The sequence below is a fragment of the Burkholderia sp. Ac-20349 genome (assembly GCF_017104865.1).
GTDB lineage: Bacteria > Pseudomonadota > Gammaproteobacteria > Burkholderiales > Burkholderiaceae > Burkholderia > Burkholderia aenigmatica.
In genome coordinates, this window is record NZ_JAAGPM010000105.1 from 1 (window position 1) to 20,482 (window position 20,482).

The window sequence follows — 20,482 nt, forward strand, 5'->3', positions numbered from 1 at the left end:
TATGCGGCGCTGCTCGCGAGTTACACGCATGCGTTCGATCGGTTGTTGGTCGGGCTGGCGGTCGTTACCGTGCTGTGTGCGGGGGTGGTGTTTGCGTTTCTTGGTGGGCGGCGGGCCTCGAAAGTCAGTGCACGCTCGCTGTCGAGCACGTCATGAGCGTGACTGAAACCTGCCCACGCAAGCGTGATGATGGCGACCGCCCAATCGGCGATCGAATTTACTGATGTCGCGCGAGTGAGCATCAGATCTTCAACTCGAATGGCGAAGGTGTCGCTGCCTGATGGTCGTCTTCGGTGTTTGGAAACAAGCGTTGGCCCTCGCGATCACAGAAGTAGAAGTTCTTCTCTCTGACGTCGTAGCGATAGAAAATGATTCGATCCGATGCCACGGGAGTTGTGTCGTAGCCTGACAGGTCTGCGTTGGGCGCACACAAGCGCTCGACCTCTTCCGGCCAGCGGAACTTCGAGAGATGGTAGTTTGCCCATCGGTCGATCAACGGACCGAGGCCGGGCCAGTAGAACGAATTCAGGCGTGATGGCGGCGACGGTTTGCGATACTCGTCGAGGTCGGCGGTCGGCTGGATCGCGTCGAGTCCTTCCTCCATGTAGCGGCGGATGAACTCGAAACGCAGTGAGGCCGTGCGGATGTTCGAGCTGTCGAGTTCGTCGAATTCGCCATTCAGCCAGAGCACGCCATCAATGACATAACTGGTGACACCATCCGGCGGGGGAAATGCCAGCTGTAGCTTGATGCGCCCAGGGGGCATTAATCGGAAAAGTGGCTGTACATCGCGCCAGTGCAGTGTAATCGTCTGACCATCCCGGTCGACGACGTGCACGCTCTGTGCCTGTCTATTGAAACGAATACGTGTAGACGGTTTTGTAAGAGCCCACAGCCCCCAAAAGAAAAGAATGTTCACGATCGGGTAGATCAACAGCAATTCCCAAAACCAATCGCCAGTGAATACGCTTGCCACCATTACAACAACAAAAATTGTGTGTTGCATTGATAGTAAATATATGATGTCCTTTGCCTCCCCGTCCCCAAAGCGGGTCTCGATAAACCGCTCATTGAAGAGATTGCGATCGCTGATGTCATTTTCAAACTCGGCATCCCCTTCCCACATCGCCAAATCCACCGGTTCCGTCGGTGCTATATCCGATCGATTTAGCCATTGCGAGATTCCCTCCTCGAAGCTCAGAGTTTTCTTGTTTTTGCCGAACATCAGTTCTTCACCGGGATTGCCATCTCAGGATCGCTGAAGGCATTGGGCCAGTAACGCACCACGGTGTCGCCCATCAGCGTCGTCGTATCGAATTTCAGGTAGCCCACGCCATCGACCAGCTTAACCCTGGACGGATCGCTGAAGGTTTGCTCCGTACCCTGTGCAGTGATGTTCCGATGTTGCGTCAACTCATACGCACTGGCTTGTGGCAGCCAACCCGGAAAAGCCACGGTTATCGTGCGTGCGGGCATACGGTTCGTCAGGATTGGTCCAAGGCCGGGAATTGCTGCTTTGTTGAGTCGCTCTGCTATTCGCAGGTCCGTCTCAATACGCGGCTCCTTGGATAGCCGCATGAACGCCAAGCGCTCTATGGCTGCCGTGTCGAATTTCGGATGATTTCCCCACATGCACTGATCAAGCCAATCGGTGACCCTCTGCTCGGCCTTCTCTTGTTCCATATATCCAGTCCAGAGCGTGCGCGCGATATCGGCGGAAAAGAGGATCAAACCAATTTGCCCACCTCTCAACCTTGCCAGCAATTTCCCGCCATATTGCTGCCGTAGCGGACGAGTACTGAACAGCCAAGCTGCGCCGAACCCTGCCTCTGTAAATTGAATGCCGGCGTCAATCAGCGTATAGATACGTACATTGCCGTGCTGGTTGCGTTGATCGAGGGTAGCCTTAAATCCTCCAATAAAGGCCGCACCACTCGTCCATCCGATCATCAAGCGTTCTGTTTTCTCGCTTGTGTTTCGTGCCAGATCGGCTGCACTCTTGTTGCCAGCCAGAACAGCACGCTGTGCCTTCACCGCGAACAACGCGCGTTGCATCGCATACCCGCTCGCGACCACAACACCTGCATTGCTGTCGGCGTGCAGCAGATTGGTCAAGGTCAACCCGTCCACCGTCCCCAACTTCTTCACTGCATTGGCCAGGTTGATGGTGCTGATCCAGATCAACCCACCACGTCGCCTTGGCGGTTGACCAGATCGAAGCCTTGACCGTTGAAGCGATAAAACACATCCCGGCGAGCCTCCACGGGGGTTGTGTCGTAACCGCTCAGGTCTGCGCCAGGTGCGCATAGGCGCTCCACTTCCGCAGGCCATTGGGCTCGCGCGGCGCGGCGGGTCAGATAGCGGTCAATCAAGGGTCCGCCAGCCAGGTAGTAAATTGGGCTAACGATCAGATTGGCCAACAGGAATTCGAACAAGCCATCGCTCCGCGTGACGGGCTTGGTGAAGCCGCTAGGCCTATACCGAGTGCGCTCTGGATCGGGCTGCACAGCGGACAATCCTTCCACCATGTAGCGACGGAGGAATTCAAGACGGGAAAGGTTATCGGACATCGACAGCTCATCGCTGATGTCGAAGGCACCGTGGGCCACGGATAGATCAGTCGAACCGGTGCGAAATACCAGCTTGATCGCAAACTTGCCATCGCCATAAGTGCTGAACTCAGTAAAAGGGTGAACCTCCCGCCATGACAACGTTGTTGCCTTATTGGGCCCGTCATAGACATGCACGAGTTGGGCTTGCCGATTGAATCGCACCTGCCCTCCTTCTTGCCGTAGCAATACGAACCCGCCTATGGCCGTAAAGAGCATAAAGATGAAAAAGGTCCAACTGAACTCATACCCTCCGTTAGGTAGCCCGACCCTACGGAGGATTTCATCGTATCCCCCCCATATCGTCACTCCCAGACTCAGAAAGAAGCCTCCTGAAAACAGGTAGAGCACAAAAGCGGCTTTTCCAACGATCAGACGGCTCTCGAGAAACCGGTCATTGAACTGGTCAGTGTCGGATAGGTCATCAACAAAGCTCACATGGTCGGGCCACATGGCAACTCGAATATCCGGAAGCTGCTGCCACTTCGGTAGGCGCCTCAATCTGGCTAGCATTTCCTCGAAGGTGAGTGTCGGTTTCGGATCGGGCATTAGTTCGTCATCTCCAGCATGAGGTCTGGCTGGGTAAAACCGTTAGGCCAATAGAGCACCACGGTATTGCCAAGCAAATTTCGAGCTTCGAGGCGGAGATAGCCGTTGCCGCCCTTGACCTCTATTTTTTCGGGATCGTTGAAAGCGCTTTCGGTCATCAGGCCAAAGACCACCTTCTGGGTTACGTGATAGGCACTGATCTGTGGCTGCCAGCCGGGCAGCACGACTACCACATCGCGTTGTGCTCGGGGCTCGAGGCGGCTCGCGGGAAAGACAGCTTCCAGCGCGATGTTTCCTAACTTGTAGTCGGTGTCGACCTGGGGCTTGAGGAACATTTCGTAATACTTTTGTTGTTCCTCCGCGCTGCTATGCGTAGGTGCGAGACCCAGGCAACTCTGTTTGATCCAATCGGCGACCTTGGCTTTGTCCACACGTGTCTGGTTCCACGTGTAGGCGAGTTGCAACGCTGTAATCACGAGCGCCACTGGTGCATCGACAAACCAAAGCGCGGCCCGTTCCGCTGCATTAAAGACGGCAGCTCGTCCAATTGCTTGTAGTGCAAGCTTTCCGCCTAACCCGGTTGACCTCAGGGTCCACAACTTAGCCCCAATGTAGCCAAAACCCGCGACAGCGGAGGTCGCTTGCAACGCTATACCGATCTTCGAGATTGCTCTTTCGTTTGGTCCCTGCTTGTTGGTTTGACTGAAATCTTTCAGTGCGATGGCCAGCGACGCACCAGCGGCCAAGCTAATAGCCCAACGATCTGCTCGGTCGGCCAATCTGGTCAGTTCCTCGGCCCGAGAGGCCTTGCCAGCCAGTAACGCCAGATCGCGCTGCCGGGTCAACACCGCCGACAACAGGCCACGCTGTGCACCGCCGATGCCGAGCAGGCTGCCGGTGACGTTGAGGCTGTTGACCAAAGCGGTCTGATCCGGCTGCCCAAGCTGGCTGAGAGCAGTGCCCGTATTCGTGATGGAGCTGAGTACGCCAAGGCCGCCAAGCCCCAGTTTTGCTCCGTGCCAGAGTGACAACCTGGGGGTGAGCTTCGGCACGAGTTCGCGCAGTCGGGCCTGATCGGCCTCACCAAGCGCAGCCGACAGGCGCATGACGGTGATGTGTTCCTTCATGCCTTGGGCCAACGGGCTCAAACGGAAGTTGACCTTGCCTTTGAGCCCCGCTTCACGACGCAAGCGCGATGGTACTTCTTTGGTTGCGACTTGCTCCGGATGTGCGATCACGCCCTCGGCCACTTCAAATAGGGAGACGTAGCGGGTATTCCAAAGGGCATTGGGCGTGACCGGCGACTTCCCTCTCATCAATGCCAGCAGAGTCATGGCCGTCAGTTGCCGGGAGGCAGCATCAGGCTGGATGTCCTTGATAACGGCATTCAGTTCGTTGAGTGCCTTTGTGATCAACTGATCAGTCGTGGTCTCCATCAACTGCCGCGTCGCGCTCCAAGTGTCGGCTTTCGGGTATCCCTTGAGAGCCAGGGCGAACAGGGTGCCGTCGCGCGGTCCATCTGAAGTCAATTGCTCGGCAAGTTGCTGTGTGCCGGCAGTGGAGCAAACGAGCCCGTAGAGCGTGCGTACGAAGGCGCCACGTCCTGCCACGAAATTGGAAGCATTCTTCCAGTCATAGAGGTCACGCACCGTGGTTATCAGGGCACCCGGCCCTGTGTAAGTGGCACCCCACGGCAACAAGTTCGCGGCGGCAGCGTCCAGTTGCCGCTGATAGTGGGCCACGCTCGGCGCGTCCTTCTCCAGGAACTCATTGCGAGCGCTCTCGTTCAAGTTGTCACGGTAGAGTTTCCGTTTGGCAGCCAAGCCCTTTCGGTAGGCCGCGTCGCGCGCCGAGTTGGCAGCGCCTCCCCCCGTACCAGGCGGTAACGCACTTCCCACTACGTCGTTGGAGAACGCTTCCAATTCCGTTTCGCGTGCGAGGTTTGCGCCAAGCGCATCAATGGCTTCACTCACCCAGAGTAGCCGGGCCGCGTCCTTGTTGTAGTCGTGCCATTTCGTGAGCACGGCTTCGATGCGATGGTTGAGTTCACTTGCCATCCCTACCGGGTCGTGCAGAGCCACCACCAGCCGGGCGCTACCCGGTCCTTGAGCCATTTGTAGCGCAGCGCTGCTGGGCAATCTGGCGCCGACTCTATATTCGGACCAACCGACCTCTTTGCCATTCAATCCGACAGGCTGTTGTTCAGCCGTGTCCTCCAGACGCAGTGTGTGTTTGACCGAGGGAGCAGTGCCGGGGACCTTTCCCCCTTCGAAGGCCTGCAACCAAGGCTTCAAGTCGATTGTTGTGCCTAGCGTGGTACGTATGCCCCTCATGTCGCCCCGAAACGCACTGAGCTTGGCTGGACTAAGGAGGACGTCTGCAAACCAAATGACTACTTGCTTGGGGGTGTGATCGTAAGCGGGAATGTAGGCAAACGGCAGAGGCGCGCCGATCAACTCGGTGGCGTTGAATTTCTTGTCGAGTTGCAGACGTTGAAACTGCGCAGGCCGCCGTTCTCCGCCGTTGGTGTCGCCGTCAGGACTGCGATAAACGAAGCAAATGATCTGCTCGCGATTGTCCGGATCGAAGATGTACAGGTAGCCATCGTCATCGCGTAATGCGCGCAGCACGTACTGATATCCGTCGAGCGCGGGAAAGCCCTTCTCGAGGTTCGGGTGATGGTAGGCAAAACCTCCCTTCTCGGCAGGCGCGACCGCATAACGGAGTGGAAAAAACGGGATGACTTTATTGCAGCTATGCGCGCCATGTGCCGATTGGCTGGCGATGCCGGCAGCGATTTCCTGGGGTGTCTTGGCGATAACCGTCATGCCGTTTCCTTCGCTAGCAGATCGTTGATTTGCATCAGGCGCCGCCAGGCGGGTTGATCGGTTGCATTGAGCAGGTGTGTCAACACGTTATCCGGATCATGCAGGCGCCGGGGATGGTGGAAAAAGAGATTCAGATAGGCCCAAAGGTCTTCGTCATTGACGAAACCCAAGGTCACGGCGTGGCTGACCTGGATGTTGACGGCCTGCGAGAGATGGTCATCGTCCAACGCATCCAGTGCGGGGATTCTCTCGTTCCGAAGCCGGCGAACCCAACCGCGATAGCTGTAGTCGACGCGCTGGGCGTCGAGCGCGCGAATCACGCTTTCTGTTAGAACGAAGGGTGCCGCAGCAGGTGGTGCCGAAATTCCTGATCGGCGCGCGAGCCGGTACCAATCGCCACGACCTTCATTCCACTCACACCAGATCCAGCTCTGAATCGGCCCAAGCAAGCAGTCCTGCTCGTCATCCGACAAACCTTCGACCAATCCGCGCAACGCACGAGGCTCGTGCGCGCGCAGTAGAGCGAGGTTGCCGTCGGGCATCCGAGCGTGACGTAGCATGCGTAAGTGCTGAAGCACCACGGTGAAATGTTCGTCCGATTGGAGAATGCCTCCCCAATGCAGCTCGGACCAGTCATGCAACATCGCGGAAAGTAGCGCCGATTCGGGTTTGGCCTGGATGAGCAACGGGCCGTCGCGCTCTTGCTGCCAGTACTCGGTATCGGAATAGATCCACTCGCGGCGTGACGATGTGTCGAAGGCAAGGACTTTGTCCTCCATGCCGCTATCCAGCCCACCATCCACGACAAGGAAAAAGCTCGGTCGCGAGCAGGTGAGCGCCCTCGCTTCCTCTGCACCGTTCAGCATCGTCTTCATGAGGCTCATCCATTCCGGCCGCAGGGGCATGGCTGGAGCGGACAACTGCCGTCATCCCGCATCGCACACAACGGGTTGATTGCACGGCCCTGGCGCGCCATTCCAGCAATGCTGATGGCATTTTTGCTGCCAGCCGGCTGCTGGCTCATCGGCCCCTTCACGCGAATCGCCACGCCATCCAGCGTGATGCCGCTGCTGTCGATGCGCACAGTCCCGCCGGAACCTTTGAGGACGACGGCCTCGGCCGCGCGAATTTCGTAGACCTTGGTGCGATGCTGGATGGCTTGCCCGGCCTCGACCTCCACCCTGCCTTGTACGCGCTGCTCCAGGTGTCCGCCGATGTCCACCGTATGGTTGGCAGCCGTCTTGTCGCGGCGGCTATTGCCTACCTCTTCGGTGCGGTCTTTCGCGGTTGTGATGGTGTGATTGCGGCCGATGGTCAGAAAGTCGTCCTGGCCGATGTCGTGTCGGCGATCCCGCCCGATCGTGACCTGTTCGTCGTGCCCCACCGTCTCCTTGCGGTCGTTGCCGATCGCAATGGTCTCGTCGTGTTCGACCTGCTCGCTGCGGTCATGACCGACGAAGGTGGTTTCGTCGTGGTTGACGTGGATGTTCTGGTCGCGCTGCGCGTGGACATAGATCTCTTCCTGTCCTGCTTCGTCCTCGAAACGCAGCTCGTTGAACCCTTCGCCCTTGTGCGTCTGACTCTTGATCGTCATCCGCGTCTTGTGCCGCGGCAGTTCGTACGGCGGTAGCTGCAAGCGGTTGTAGGTGCGACCAGTGATGACCGGTTGGTCCGGATCACCGTCGAAGAAGTCGACGATCACCTCTTGCCCAATGCGCGGGATCGCCATATGGCCCCACAGCGCCCCCGCCCAGTTCTGCGCGACGCGGATCCAGCAGGAGCTGTGCTCGTCGTGCCGGCCCTGACGATCCCACGGAAACTGCGCCTTCACTCGGCCGTGCTCGTCGGTGTAGATCTCTTCACCCTCCGGGCCCACAACCACCGCCGGCTGTGGGCCATCGATGCGCGGGTGGGGCAGCGGTTCAGCGCGCCATTCGGCATCATCCGGCACCAGTACCGCTTCGTAGCTGTAGTACGTGCCGTGTTGTGCGTCGGCGCTTTCTTCCGCCTGACTGGTGTGTTGCTTGCCGTGATGCACCAGGCTCACCGGACGCCAACTCCGGTTCATGTCCTCGCGTGGGTGGCCCGTGAGCGCGAAAGCAATGCCCGGCTGCAAGAGCGCGTCGTCGCCACTGACGAACGCCACGCGTGCATCGCGCCGGTGGCCGCGCAGACGATCGTGAGTGAACGCCTTGCCGCTGGCTTCGTGTTTATATCGGCCCGGGTAGTCATAGCGTGCGTAGCCTCGACCCTGATGATCTAGGTCCGTGCCGTCACGCGGATACTCGTGGTTGAAGCGCGGATTCTTGAACGTGTAGTCGCGCTGCACCTGGCGCGCAGTACGCACGTTCTCGGTGTAAGCGAAGGTCCGTAGGCTGGGTTGTGGCTGATCGCCGCCCGGCGTCGGGTTGTAGATCACCGGCTCGCCGTCAAGACGGCCGAAGATGAACAGCCGATCGCAGTGAATCAGCCGGTGCCCCTCTTTGCCGTGCTGGAACGCGTAGAAAAAACCTTCCTCGCGCAGGATGCGTTCGACGAAGTCGTAGTCGGTATCACCAGCCTGCACGCAATACTCGCGGGCAAGGTGTTCGTTGGTGGCGCGTTGCTCGTAGTCCATCGTCAGGCCATGGGCCTTGAGAACGGCGACTGCGATCTCGGTCACGCGCAGGGTCTGGAAGATCCGCCAGTCGGACGAGAGCTTGAGGCGTGCGAGGCGCGGCTCGACCACCGCCGAATAGCGAGTACGTCGAAAACCGGTATCGCCCTGAACGAACGACGAAACCGCGCCATGCACATAGCGCACGGGCTGGCCACCCTGCCAGATCGTGAGCAGGCCAATGCGATCCAGTATCTGACCAAAGTCGATGGCAGGATTGGCACTGGCCAGTTCGACCTCCAGGCGAAAGGTCTCGGACAACCCCTCATGCAGCGTGAACTCGACGACCTCGAATGACTCGTCGCCAGCAGCGAAGGTAAAGGACAACCGGGTTGGTTGCAGCATTGCGATAGTTCTCCGAACCGAAGACACGCAACCATGCGTATCCCCCACGTCGGTACGTCATGTGTGCGACCGTTGGTTCCAGCCGTGCACGATGACGAGCGATGTGAAAGTGCGATGTGAAACCCATGGCACCCGCCGGGGTGTCACGGATTCTTTAAAGCAAGAGGTTCGCTATCGAGGCGTCTCATGTCCATGAGACAGGTCCGAAAATTTACGACGACATGACTTCTTGGCGGGGCAACGTTGATTTACTGCCATCAGGCCAACTGTGCTCTGCCGGATTTCTTAGGCAATACTGGCTGCTTGATGTCAGGTTGCGGCGCATCTTTCGATGGCTAGGTCGGTGACGGAGCGCCACCATCGCTTCGGTTGCCGCTCCCCATCGCCGCTGGATGGGTGCGGCACACGCGCATCACGCCAGCACCAGCGGCGGCAGCGCCGCATCCGCCCGTACCTGCGCCCGTTCCACTTCAACCACCACATAGCGCCGCGCATCGGGCCACAGATGCGCACGGCTTCCCGCCGCCTCGTCGATCGTCGCGCGGCCCTGCACGAGCCAGGTCGTCTGGCGCACGAAGTCGACGAACAGCAGGGCGATCGCCGGATTCACGAGCAGGTTGCCGATCGTGTTGAACAGGTTGTTGCCCGCGAAGTCGGGCAGCACGAGCGTGCGGCGGTCGGGCAGGTCGACGAGCGGCTCGAACGAACCGTCGGCGCGTGGCTGGCGGCCGCGGTACGAGCAGTCGCTGTTGCCGGCCGCGTCGGCGGTCGCGACGATCAGGAACGCCTGCTCGCGGATGAACGCAATGGCGTCGTCGGTCAGGGGGCCGCAGTCGTTCATGGTGTCGGTTGGCGTACACGCCGTTGCGTGGGAATGCGTGATGCGCACGCAAGCGACATGCCACGCGTCGCTGCCGGCATCCGCACGCAGGCACGCCTGCGCACTGTGGAAATTTCGAACACCGGCCCGGCCACTGCGCAGCCACGCTGTTCAGAATCGACACACCCGCCGCGCTGCGTCGGTGAACACGGCACGGTGCGCACGCGGGCCGGCCGCGGTCGCCGTGCTTTCGTCCTGTTTGGCACGCATGTTGCGTAAACGGGTGCAGCGCAATCCAACCGGCGCTGTACTCACACAAGCACGATGAACAGGAGACATGTATGAACCCGTTTGACCTGAAGCAACTGGGCCTCGACGTCGAATACCCGTACCGTCAGCAATACGACAACTACATCGGCGGCAAGTGGGTTCCGCCGGTGAAGGGCGAGTATTTCGAGAACGTGTCGCCGATCAACGGCAAGCCGTTCTGCCGCGTGCCGCGCTCGGGTGCCGACGACATCGAGCTGGCGCTGGACGCCGCGCATGCTGCGCGCCGCAAGTGGGGCAAGACGTCGGTGGCCGAGCGCGCGAACCTGCTGCTTGCCGCTGCCGACCGGATGGAAAAGAACCTGAAGCTGCTGGCCGTGGCCGAGACGATCGACAACGGCAAGCCGCTACGCGAGACGATGGCGGCCGACCTGCCGCTCGCGATCGACCACTTCCGCTACTTCGCGGGCTGCATCCGCGCGCAGGAAGGCGGCATCTCCGAAATCGACGACAACACCGTCGCGTACCACTTCCACGAGCCGCTCGGCGTCGTCGGCCAGATCATCCCGTGGAACTTCCCGCTGCTGATGGCCGCATGGAAGCTCGCACCGGCACTCGCGGCCGGCTGCTGCGTGGTGATGAAGCCGGCCGAGCAGACGCCCGCGTCGGTGCTTGTGCTGATGGAACTGATCGGCGACCTGTTCCCGGCCGGCACGCTCAACATCGTGAACGGCTTCGGCAAGGAAGCGGGCGAAGCGCTTGCGACCAGCAAGCGGATCGCGAAGATCGCATTCACGGGCTCGACGCCGGTCGGCAAGCACATCCTGCGCGCGGCGGCCGACAACCTGATCCCGTCGACGGTCGAACTGGGCGGCAAGAGCCCGAACATCTTCTTCGCCGACGTGCTCGACCAGGACGACGCGTTCCTCGACAAGGCGCTCGAAGGGCTCGCGATGTTCGCGCTGAACCAGGGCGAAGTGTGCACGTGCCCGTCGCGGATCCTGATCCAGGAATCGATCTACGAGAAGTTCATCGAGAAGGCGGTGGCGCGTGTCGAGCGCATCAAGGCCGGCCACCCGCTCGACCTGCAGACGATGATCGGCGCGCAGGCGTCGCAGCAGCAGCTCGACAAGATCCTGTCGTACATCGACATTGGCCGCGACGAGGGAGCGCAATGCCTGACCGGCGGCGAGCGCACGGCGCCGGCGGCGGAACTCGGCACGGGCTACTACGTGAAACCGACGATGCTGCTCGGCAACAACAAGATGCGCGTGTTCCAGGAAGAGATCTTCGGGCCGGTCGCTTCGGTGATGACGTTCAAGGACGAGCAGGACGCGATCGAACTCGCGAACGACACGTTCTACGGGCTCGGCGCCGGCGTGTGGACGCGCAACGGCACGCGTGCGTACCGGATGGGCCGCGAGGTCGAGGCCGGTCGCGTGTGGACCAACTGCTACCACCTGTACCCCGCGCACGCGGCGTTCGGTGGCTACAAGCAGTCGGGGATCGGCCGCGAGACGCACAAGATGGCGCTGTCGAACTATCAGCAGACGAAGTGCCTGCTGGTGAGCTATCAGGCCGAGGCGCTCGGGTTCTTCTGATCCGCGCGTAGGCGCCATGGCCGGTCGGCGGTGGGATGCGCCGGCCGGTCGGGGCGCCGCCTCGAGCGGCGAAGTTTCGGCTACCGGAGAGTCGTCGAACGCGTGTCGTGCCGGGCGATGGTGGCTGCCTGGCCGACGATGGTGCGCGGATGCGTGCCGCGCGGCCGACCGGTGATCCGGCGGTTCGCCGCTTCCGCCCATTCGCACTCGCAACCCGGCATCGGCCGTGCATCGTCGCGGCTTTCGCCGGAAACGATACCGACTACCGTCGGTTTGCAGCGGTAGCTTGAGCCGGCGCGACGGACGCAAAACCCATGTCAGAACCGCCCCGATCCTGTCCGCGCCATCCCGTGTTCCACGCGGGCGAACTCGACGCGCATCGCCGCTTCGGCGTTGCCGACGAAGCCGAGCGGATGAGCGATGTCGTGACGACGCGGCTGAGCATCGGCGTGCGGCAGTTCATCGAGACGCAGCCGTTCATGTTCGTCGGCACCGCGTGCGGCGGGCCGGTGGGCGTGACCTGCGACATCGTGCAGAGCCGGCGCGACGCGAACGGCGACCTGTTGCCGGTCGTGCGCGTGATCGACACGAAGACGCTGCGCTTCGCGCTGCCGGTGTACGGCACGGGCGCTGGCGGCCGGATCGATGCGGCGCAGTGTGACGGCAGCGGCGTCGGGCTGCTGTTCGTCGATTTCCTGCGCGGCATCCGCTACCGGATCAACGGGCGCGCGACGCTGCGCACGGATCTGTCCGAGGCGGACGCGGCGCCGTGGTCGGCCGACAGCGCGATCGTCGAGCTGGCGGTGACGCAGGCATACGGCAATTGCGGCACGCGGGTCGTGCGGTTGCGGCCCGCGAACGGTGGCTAGCCGGCCGCCGCGCATTGCCGGGCGGGCGACGCGTACCGGATGCGCCGGCGCGGCGCGTGCCGCACCGGCGGGGTGCGTGCGACAAGGCGCTCGGGCATGCCCGCATGGCGCGCCCGTGCCGCGCAGCGTCGAATCACGGGCTTTGCGCGGGTCGTGCACGGTTCGGCACGGGACTTGCGTGACAGGCGCGGTTCCAGGCAGGTGAAGGAGGACACGATGGACCAACACGTGGCGTGCAGCGAAGAACCGACGGCCGAAGACACGCGGCGCAACGCGCAGGGCGACGATGCGCTGGCCGGGCAGGCGGTCGTCAGCGTCGCGCATGACGCCGACGAGCAGGCACGCAACCTGATCGGCTGGCGGCAGACCTACGACCAGCTCGCGGCCGGCCGTTTCGTCGGCACGCTGACCGAGCTGCCGCTCGACACGATGAAGCTGTTTCGCGAATCGACGAGCCACCTGCTGCGCCAGGCGTGCGAGGTGCGCGGCGATGCGTACTGGTTCGGCATCCCGCTCGTGTGCGACGGCACCGCGCGCGTCGACGCGTGCCGCATCGGGCCCGGCGCGCTCGCGTTCCGGCCCGGCAACGTCGAATTCGAGCTGGTGACGCCCGCGCAGTTCTCGATCTACGGCGTGGTCGTGCGCGGCGACGTGCTGCGCCGCTATGCGGAGGAGGTCGAGCGCCACGCGCTCGACGAACGGCTGTTCACGCAGCGCGTGATGCAGGTCGGCGATGCGCGGCTCGCGCGCCTGTGCGCGTTGCTCGGCCGCCGGCTTGATGGTGCCGTGGCGATGGCCGGCCCGCTGGCCGACGCACAGCGCGACGACCTGCAGGCCGAAGTGCTGGCCGCGCTGTTCGACGTGTGCGCGCAACCGGCCGACGACGACGCCGGCCGTGCGCCGTCGATGCGCCGCTGGATCGTCGAACAGGCGCGCGACTACGTGCTCGCGCACCGCACGCGCCCGGTCGGCGTGCCCGAGCTGTGCGAGCAGTTGCTCGTGAGCCGGCGCACGCTGCAGTACTGCTTCCAGGACGTGCTCGGCATGGCGCCCGCGACCTACCTGCGCACGCTGCGGCTGAACGGTGCGCGGCGCGATCTGTGCGGCCGCTCGGCCGGTTCGGTGCAGGACGTGGCGGAGGCGTGGGGCTTCTGGCATCTCAGCCAGTTCGCGACGGATTACCGGCGGCTGTTCGGCAAGCGGCCGTCGGAGACGCTTCGCGATCGCGCGGTGATGGTGGCGGTGGGGTGAGCGCGGGGTGGTAGTCGACGCGGTTCTGGCTTCGACGCCGACTCAGGAACCGGCACCGGCTCAGGCTCAGGCTCAGGCTCAGGCGGCACGTACGCGCAGTTACGCTTTCGGCTGCGCAACTGGCCGCTACACCCTGTTTCCCTATTCGGTCGTAGCCGCCGCCTCGCGCGGTGCGGGCCACGCCAGCGCATCCCAGTCGATCGCGCGATAGGCGGCTTCGACCGCCGCAAGATCGGCCGGCCGCTCGCTGCGATGCAGCCCGCGCAATTCGGCGGGCACGTCGAGCGCGACCGGCACGCAATGCGGATAGTCGCGCACGCGCAGCGCCGGCGCGATCGTCGTGAAGCACGCGAGCGTCGGCACGTCGAAACCGTCGGCGAGATGCAGCGCGGCCGTGTCGGGCGCGAACAGCAGGCTGGCGCCCTTGACCCATGCCATGAAGCGGGCCGTATCGCCGGCCGCATCGGCGCTCACGTCAAGATACGCGGGATGCGCAACCGGCCCGAACCCGGCCACCGGCAATCCGTAGCGCTGCGCGAGCTGCTCGACGAACGTTGCCTGCAGCGCCGGCGGCACGCTGCGCAACGCGGTGCTCGCGGTCGGGCAGAACAGCACGTACGGACGCCGCCATTGCGCAGGCAACGCAGGCAGCGGCAGCCGCGCGAGCCAGCGGTTGCGCTTGGCCGACGCCGGCACCGACGCGGGTTCCACGCCGAGCGCGTCGAGGAAGAAATCGATCATCGGCAGCCGCGCGAATGCGGGCCAGTACAGGTGATTGCCGACGTCGATGCACGGCGCGTCAGCAGGCAGCGCGTCGGCGGGGTACGGCAGCGTGCGCGACGGCGCGACGAGGTCGGTCGCGAGGGCATACAGCGCCTCGACATAGCGCGGTGCGCGGGCCGGCCGGTACAGCGTGAAGCGCAGGCCCGGGTGGGCGGCGCGCAGCGCGGCGAGGGCGGTGAGCCCGATCACAGAATCGCCGAGCGTGACGCCCATCCCGTTGATCACGTGCACGTGCCGTGCGCGGTCATAGTCGAGCCGGAACGGCCGGTGCGCGGCGTGAAGCAGGCCGCACGCGGGCGCGGCCGGCACGTGGCCGACGGCACGCGCACCGCCGTGCTCGAGGTCGTAAGGCGCGACGAGCGTGCCGTCCGGTGCGAGCAGCGTGCCGGGGAGCATGAGCGCGTCGTCGTGCGACAGCGCGACGGCGGGCGGCGCGGTGCGCGTGTCCACCGTCATCCGCCGCGCGCGCGGCGCCCCTGTTCGCGGATCTGTTCGAGCGTCGCGGCCGGTGTGCTGGCGTCCTGCGGGATGCGGATCTCGATCAGCGCGGGCAGCCCGCAGGTCAGCGCGCGTTCGAGCGCGGGCGCGAAATCGGCGGTGCGCTCGACGGTTTCGCCATGTGCGCCGAACGCGCGCGCATACGCGGCGAAATCGGGGTTCGTGAGCCCCGTTCCGTGCACGCGCCCCGGATAGTTGCGTTCCTGATGCATGCGGATCGTACCGAAATGACCGTTGTTGACGACGATCACGACGATGTTCAGCCCGTACTGCATTGCGGTCGCGAGTTCGTTGCCGGCCATCATGAAGCAGCCGTCGCCCGCGAACGCGACGACGGCGCGCGACGGGTACAGCGACTTCGCGGCAAGCGCGGCCGGCACGCCGTAGCCCATCGCGCCACTGGTCGGCGCGAGCTGCGAGCGGAAGTGCCGGTACGCGAAGTGGCGATGCAGCCAGATCGCATAGTTGCCTGCGCCGTTGGTGAGGATCGCGTCGTGCGGCAGGCGCTCGCGTAACTGCACCATCACGTCGCCGAGCTGGACGTCGCCGGGCATCGGCAGCGGCGCATGCCATTCGCGATACGCGCGGTGCGCGTCGGCAGCGGCGCCGGCCCACACGGGGTGCGCGGGCGGCTCGAGCGCGGCGAGCGGTGCGGCGATCTCGGGCATCCCGGACACGATCGGCAGGTCGGCCGCATACACGCGGCCGAGCTCGTCCGCGCCCTGGTGCACGTGGATCAGCGTCTGGCGGGTCTTCGGGATGTCGAGCAGCGTGTAGCCGGCGGTCGTCGCTTCGCCGAGACGCGGCCCGATCACGAGCAGCAGGTCGGCGTCGCGGATGCGCTTCGCGAGCGCGGGGTTGATCCCGAGCCCGACGTCGCCCGCGTAGTTCGGGTGCGCGTTGTCGATCGTGTCCTGGTAACGGAACGCGCACGCGACCGGCAACTGCCAGCGCTCGACGAAGGTGCGCAGGTTCGCGCACGCGTCGGGTGTCCAGCCACTGCCGCCGACGATCGCGAACGGCCGCTCGGCGCGCGCGAGCCGTTCGCGCAGCTCGTCGATCTGCGCGGCCGACGGTGCGGCCGCGACGCGTTTCGCGGCCGGCACGACGGGTTGCGGCGCGCACGCTTCGGACAGCACGTCTTCCGGCAGCGCGAGCACGACCGGGCCGGGGCGGCCGGACGTCGCGACGTGGAACGCATGGCTCAGGTATTCGGGGATGCGGCGCGGATCGTCGATCTGCGCGACCCATTTCGCCATCTGGCCGAACATCCGCCGGTAGTCGATTTCCTGGAAGGCTTCGCGGTCGAGGTGTTCGCGCGCGCACTGGCCGACGAACAGGATCATCGGCGTCGAATCCTGGAACGCGGTGTGCACGCCGATCGACGCATGGGTCGCGCCGGGCCCGCGCGTGACGAACGCGATGCCGGGCCGCCCGGTCAGCTTGCCGACGGCCTCGGCCATGTTCGCGGCGGCCGCCTCGTGGCGGCAGACGACCGTCTGGATGCGCGCGGTGTCGTCCGCCAGCGCATCGAGTACGGCGAGGAAACTCTCGCCCGGCACGCAGAACACGCGTTCGACGTGATTGGCGAGCAACGCATCGACGAGCAGTCGTGCGCCGGTGGTGGCGCCCTGCTCGAGATCCTTGGAATGCGACATGGGCTGCCGTCTCCCTGGGTAGCGGGACGTACAGCTTACGCCCGTTGGCCGGCCGCCGGTACGCCGGCCGGTGAAAAGTGTCGGAGCACGCAGGATTCGGGGCACGCGCTTCGAGTTCGGCCGAACGGCCAGCTTGTGCGAGCGCCTCCGACGCTGAAAAATCGAGCGCTACGAATGTCGAAGCGGCCAGCTTGCCGTAGGCGCAGCGGATGGGGTGAGCAGAACGGCGTGCCGGCGTTCGCTTTCGAGTCGATACCGAGGTGAGCGCGCATGTACACACATGGATTTACATCGTCGGCCAAGCGGATATGCTGTACATCCACAGTACATCCGGATGTTGGGGGCGACATGCATACGACGAGGGTATTTCGGAACGGCAACTCGCAGGCCGTGCGAATTCCTGCCGACTTGGCCTATGAACGTAGCGATATCGAACTGGAAATCGAGCGCATCGGTGACGAAATCCGCATTCGGCCGGCGCGGCGGCCGTTGACCGGCATCCTCGAGAAATTCGCGAAATTCGGGCCGGATTTCATGGCTGAAGGGCGTGATGACCACGAGCAGGCCGAACGCGAGGGTTTGTGATGCCGCGCTACATGCTCGACACCAACATGTGCCTCTACCTGATGAAGAATCAGCCGGAGCAGGTTGCGAGGCGATTTGCGCAGTGCTACACGGGGGACGTCGTGATGTCGGCGATCACGTACGCTGAGCTCGAGTGCGGCGTCACGACGTGCGCGAGCCCTGAGCGGGAGCGCGGCAATCTTGCCGCGCTGATCGACGACATTCCGGTCGCACCGTTCGACGTCGCGGCTGCGCAAGCGTACGGCCCGGTCCGCGAGGTAACCTGCGAGCGGAAGAAGGATCACCTCGACAAGCTGATCGCCGCGCATGCGGTGTCGCTCGATGTCGTCCTCGTGACCAACAACGAGCGGGATTTCGACAGCTATCCGGGATTGCGGCTGGAGAACTGGCTGGACGATTGATGTCGGGTAGTGTGTCCGGCGGTCATGCGGGAGATCGTTCCGTCCCGCGCGACCACCGGTCCGGCATCAGCACTCGACGATATTGACCGCCAGCCCGCCGCGCGACGTTTCCTTGTACTTCGTCTTCATGTCGGCCCCCGTCTCGCGCATCGTCTTGATCACGGAGTCGAGCGACACATAGTGCGAGCCGTCGCCGCGCAGCGCCATGCGCGCCGCGTTGACCGCCTTCACCGATGCCATCGCGTTGCGCTCGATGCACGGGATCTGCACCATCCCGCCGACCGGGTCGCAGGTGAGGCCGAGGTTGTGTTCCATCCCGATTTCGGCCGCGTTCTCGACCTGCTGCGGCGTGCCGCCGAGCACGGCAGCGAGCGCGCCGGCCGCCATCGAGCATGCGACGCCCACTTCGCCCTGGCAGCCGACTTCCGCGCCCGAGATCGACGCGTTGAGCTTGTAAAGAATGCCGATCGCGGCGGCCGTCAGCAGGAAGTCGATCACGCCCTGTTCGTTCGCACCGGGCGTGAAGCGCGTGTAGTAGTGCAGCACGGCCGGGATGATGCCGGCCGCACCGTTGGTCGGCGCGGTAACGACCCGGCCGCCGGCCGCGTTTTCCTCGTTGACGGCGATCGCGTACAGGTTGATCCAGTCGATCATCGACAGCGGATCCTGCAGCGCGCGCTCCGGGCTGCCCGTCAGCGTGCGGTACAGCTGCGGCGCGCGGCGCTTGACCTGGAACGGGCCAGGCAGGTTGCCGTCGGCTTCCGGGTTGCCGATCCCGCAGCCGCGCGACACGCACGACTGCATCACGGCCCAGATCTTCAGCAGGCCGTCGCGCGTCTCTTCCTCGGTGTGCCACGCGCGCTCGTTTTCCCACATCAGTTGCGCGATCGACTTGCCGGTCGACTCGGTCAGCGCGAGCAGCTCGTTGCCGGTGCGGAACGGGTGCGTCATCTGCTCGGCCGCGCTCAGCACCTTCGTGTTCGGTGCGCCGGCGGTCACGACGAAGCCGCCGCCGACCGACAGGTAGGTGCGCTCGACCAGCACGTTGCCGCTCGCGTCGGACGCGCGCAGTTTCATGCCGTTCGGATGCTCGGGCAGCGCCTGGCGGTAGAACGCGATGTTCTCCTTCAGCACGAACGGCACCGGATGCGTGCCGAGCAGCGCGAGCTGCTTCGATTTACGGACGTCTTCCAGCCGCGCGTCGATCGTGTCGGGATCGACGGTGTCGGGTGCGTCGCCGAGCAGGCCGAGCATCACGCCGCGGTCGGTGCCGTGGCCCTTGCCGGTTGCGCCGAGCGAGCCGTACAGCTCGACTTTCACGTGCGCCGTGGCGTCGAGTTGTCCGTCGCGCTCGAGGCCCTGGACGAACATCAGCGCCGCGCGCATCGGTCCGACCGTATGCGAACTGGACGGACCGATACCGATCTTGAAGAGGTCAAAGACGCTGACTGCCATGTTGATTCCTGCCTTGCTTTAAGAATAATGCTAGCGCGCCTGTAATGGCAGGCACGCGGCGAGCCATGCGGGCGGCGTTGGGGAAAGCTGTTGCGCGACGCGGGCATAGCGCCCGTCGAGCCGCGCGGCCAGATGAAAGAGTTCGGTGGCGTTTTTCGGGTCCCACTGCCCCGTGTAGCCCGGCAGGCCGGCCTCGCGGCGCTTCGCGTCGAACGGCACCGGCGAATTCACGAATTCCTCGTGTGTCTTCTCGCCGAGCGCGTACGGCACGAGCCAATCGAGCGCGACCGCGAGCGTCGCGCCGTTCGCGCCCCGTTCGCGCAGCCAGTTGCGGTTGAAGCGGCGCGCGGCGAGCGCGGCCGTCACCAGCGGCTGCAGGTCGTAGACCGCGTAGTGCAGCGCATCGCGTTCCTCGAAATCCCAGGTCTTGCCGTCCGGGCCGATGTTGTCGGCGAGATGCTCGACGAACAGCCGCTGCGCGGCGTTCATCATCTTGCGATCACCGAGCGTGAACGCGGACAGCGCGATCAGCTTGATCCGGTGGCTCTGCCAGTTGTTGCGCCAGGTGCCGGTGAGCGGGCGCTTCTGCGCGTCGATCTGCGCGACATAGCCGGCGCCGAGCTTCGCGATGAACGCGGCCGTCGCGTTGCGGGTCTTCACCGGCAGCGCGCTCGCGGTCATGTCGTACGCGACGATCAGGCTGTCGAAACGCGTCTCGTCGATCGGGTTGAAACTCGGCTGGTAGGTCGCGACCCACGCGGACAGGAAGCGGTCGACGAGCTGCAGGTAGCGCGGCGCGTTCGTCACGCGCCACGCGAGTGCCGCGTCGCGCATCAGGTCGAGATCCTTCAGCGCGGCGGCGCTCTGGTCGTAGATGCCTTCGTGCGGCAGCGTGCCCTCGGTGTGCACCCGCGCCATCGCCTTCGGCTGCTCGCCGATGCGCGCGTCGACGCTGCGGATCAGCGCCTGGACGCCCGGCTCGGCCTGGGTCGTCTCGCTCGCCTGCAGTGCCGGCGCCGCGCAGAAATTCATCGCCGCGCGCGCGCTGCCGGCCGCGCCGAGGCCGGCAGCGGCGAACGACAGCGACGCGACGAGCATCGGCACGAAGCGGCGCGCACGCGGCCGCCTTTGCATTGCACCATGGCCCGGAAACATCGGACGCACCATGCGGAACTCCTTCATTGGCTGGATCGCGTGTGATGTTAGCCGGATTGGCGGGCGAACGTGAACCGGTTCGAGCGGCGAACAAAAAAACCGCACGCAACTCCGGGTTGCGTGCGGTGCGGTCACCATCGGGCGGCTCCTGG

At 64.0% G+C, this 20,482-nt stretch carries 16 protein-coding genes; 5 read left to right on the forward strand and 11 right to left on the reverse strand.

Annotated features, from left to right (window positions below; translation table 11 throughout):
- Positions 1-241 precede the first annotated feature (241 nt).
- From G3N61_RS27700 to G3N61_RS27730, 7 genes are all read right to left on the reverse strand, one after another.
- Entirely contained in the window at positions 242-1,225 is a 984-nt protein-coding gene (locus G3N61_RS27700; protein WP_089449668.1) for a hypothetical protein, read from the reverse strand.
- Positions 1,225-2,184 carry a hypothetical protein gene (locus tag G3N61_RS27705; RefSeq protein WP_205824070.1) on the reverse strand — a complete coding sequence of 320 codons (960 nt, stop codon included), beginning with the start codon at positions 2,182-2,184 and terminating at the stop codon, positions 1,225-1,227. Before G3N61_RS27705 ends, G3N61_RS27700 begins: the two co-directional genes overlap by 1 nt.
- A complete protein-coding gene (locus G3N61_RS27710; RefSeq protein WP_205824071.1) occupies positions 2,181-3,158 on the reverse strand; it encodes a hypothetical protein in 978 nt (325 codons plus the stop codon). Before G3N61_RS27710 ends, G3N61_RS27705 begins: the two co-directional genes overlap by 4 nt.
- Complete coding sequence (locus G3N61_RS27715) at positions 3,158-5,986, reverse strand: toxin VasX (protein ID WP_205824072.1); 2,829 nt, start codon at positions 5,984-5,986, stop codon at positions 3,158-3,160. The genes G3N61_RS27710 and G3N61_RS27715 overlap by 1 nt, the downstream gene beginning before the upstream one ends.
- The gene (locus G3N61_RS27720) at positions 5,983-6,861 is read right to left on the reverse strand and encodes a DUF4123 domain-containing protein (RefSeq protein WP_205824073.1); all 879 of its coding nucleotides are present in this window, start codon (positions 6,859-6,861) and stop codon (positions 5,983-5,985) included. Before G3N61_RS27720 ends, G3N61_RS27715 begins: the two co-directional genes overlap by 4 nt.
- A gap of 5 nt (positions 6,862-6,866) precedes the next feature.
- Positions 6,867-8,987, reverse strand: a complete 2,121-nt coding sequence (gene tssI / locus G3N61_RS27725; protein WP_205824074.1) for a type VI secretion system tip protein TssI/VgrG — start codon at positions 8,985-8,987, stop codon at positions 6,867-6,869.
- Positions 8,988-9,399: 412 nt separating this feature from the next.
- On the reverse strand, positions 9,400-9,828 hold the full coding sequence (locus tag G3N61_RS27730; RefSeq protein ID WP_205824075.1) for a pyridoxamine 5'-phosphate oxidase family protein: 429 nt from the start codon (positions 9,826-9,828) through the stop codon (positions 9,400-9,402).
- Between the two features lie 320 nt (positions 9,829-10,148).
- On the opposite strand from G3N61_RS27730, the gene G3N61_RS27735 reads away from it, so the two are divergent.
- The 3 genes from G3N61_RS27735 (at position 10,149) to G3N61_RS27745 (ending at position 13,795) form a co-directional block, all read left to right on the forward strand.
- Positions 10,149-11,675: an aldehyde dehydrogenase family protein gene (locus tag G3N61_RS27735; protein ID WP_089449674.1), complete on the forward strand. Its 1,527-nt coding sequence runs from the start codon at positions 10,149-10,151 to the stop codon at positions 11,673-11,675.
- A gap of 314 nt (positions 11,676-11,989) precedes the next feature.
- A complete protein-coding gene (locus G3N61_RS27740; RefSeq protein WP_089449675.1) occupies positions 11,990-12,544 on the forward strand; it encodes a hypothetical protein in 555 nt (184 codons plus the stop codon).
- A gap of 216 nt (positions 12,545-12,760) precedes the next feature.
- A complete protein-coding gene (locus G3N61_RS27745; RefSeq protein WP_043184973.1) occupies positions 12,761-13,795 on the forward strand; it encodes a helix-turn-helix domain-containing protein in 1,035 nt (344 codons plus the stop codon).
- Between the two features lie 141 nt (positions 13,796-13,936).
- On the opposite strand, the gene G3N61_RS27750 is transcribed toward G3N61_RS27745, so the two are convergent.
- Both G3N61_RS27750 and G3N61_RS27755 read right to left on the reverse strand, forming a co-directional pair.
- Positions 13,937-15,034 carry an ADP-heptose--LPS heptosyltransferase gene (locus tag G3N61_RS27750; RefSeq protein WP_205824076.1) on the reverse strand — a complete coding sequence of 366 codons (1,098 nt, stop codon included), beginning with the start codon at positions 15,032-15,034 and terminating at the stop codon, positions 13,937-13,939.
- Positions 15,031-16,734, reverse strand: a complete 1,704-nt coding sequence (locus G3N61_RS27755; protein ID WP_205824077.1) for a thiamine pyrophosphate-binding protein — start codon at positions 16,732-16,734, stop codon at positions 15,031-15,033. The genes G3N61_RS27750 and G3N61_RS27755 overlap by 4 nt, the downstream gene beginning before the upstream one ends.
- Positions 16,735-17,082: 348 nt before the next feature.
- Here G3N61_RS27755 and vapB point away from each other — a divergent pair, with 348 nt between their 5' ends.
- Complete coding sequence (gene vapB / locus G3N61_RS27760; RefSeq protein WP_205824078.1) at positions 17,083-17,319, forward strand: type II toxin-antitoxin system VapB family antitoxin; 237 nt, start codon at positions 17,083-17,085, stop codon at positions 17,317-17,319.
- Positions 17,319-17,720 (forward strand): type II toxin-antitoxin system VapC family toxin, encoded by a 402-nt coding sequence (locus G3N61_RS27765; protein WP_205824079.1) that lies wholly within the window; start codon positions 17,319-17,321, stop codon positions 17,718-17,720. The genes vapB and G3N61_RS27765 overlap by 1 nt, the downstream gene beginning before the upstream one ends.
- Before the next feature lie 66 nt (positions 17,721-17,786).
- On the opposite strand, the gene G3N61_RS27770 is transcribed toward G3N61_RS27765, so the two are convergent.
- Both G3N61_RS27770 and G3N61_RS27775 read right to left on the reverse strand, forming a co-directional pair.
- Complete coding sequence (locus tag G3N61_RS27770) at positions 17,787-19,175, reverse strand: L-serine ammonia-lyase (RefSeq protein WP_205824080.1); 1,389 nt, start codon at positions 19,173-19,175, stop codon at positions 17,787-17,789.
- A gap of 30 nt (positions 19,176-19,205) precedes the next feature.
- Positions 19,206-20,342 carry an alginate lyase family protein gene (locus tag G3N61_RS27775; RefSeq protein WP_089449683.1) on the reverse strand — a complete coding sequence of 379 codons (1,137 nt, stop codon included), beginning with the start codon at positions 20,340-20,342 and terminating at the stop codon, positions 19,206-19,208.
- Between the last annotated feature and the right edge of the window lie 140 nt (positions 20,343-20,482).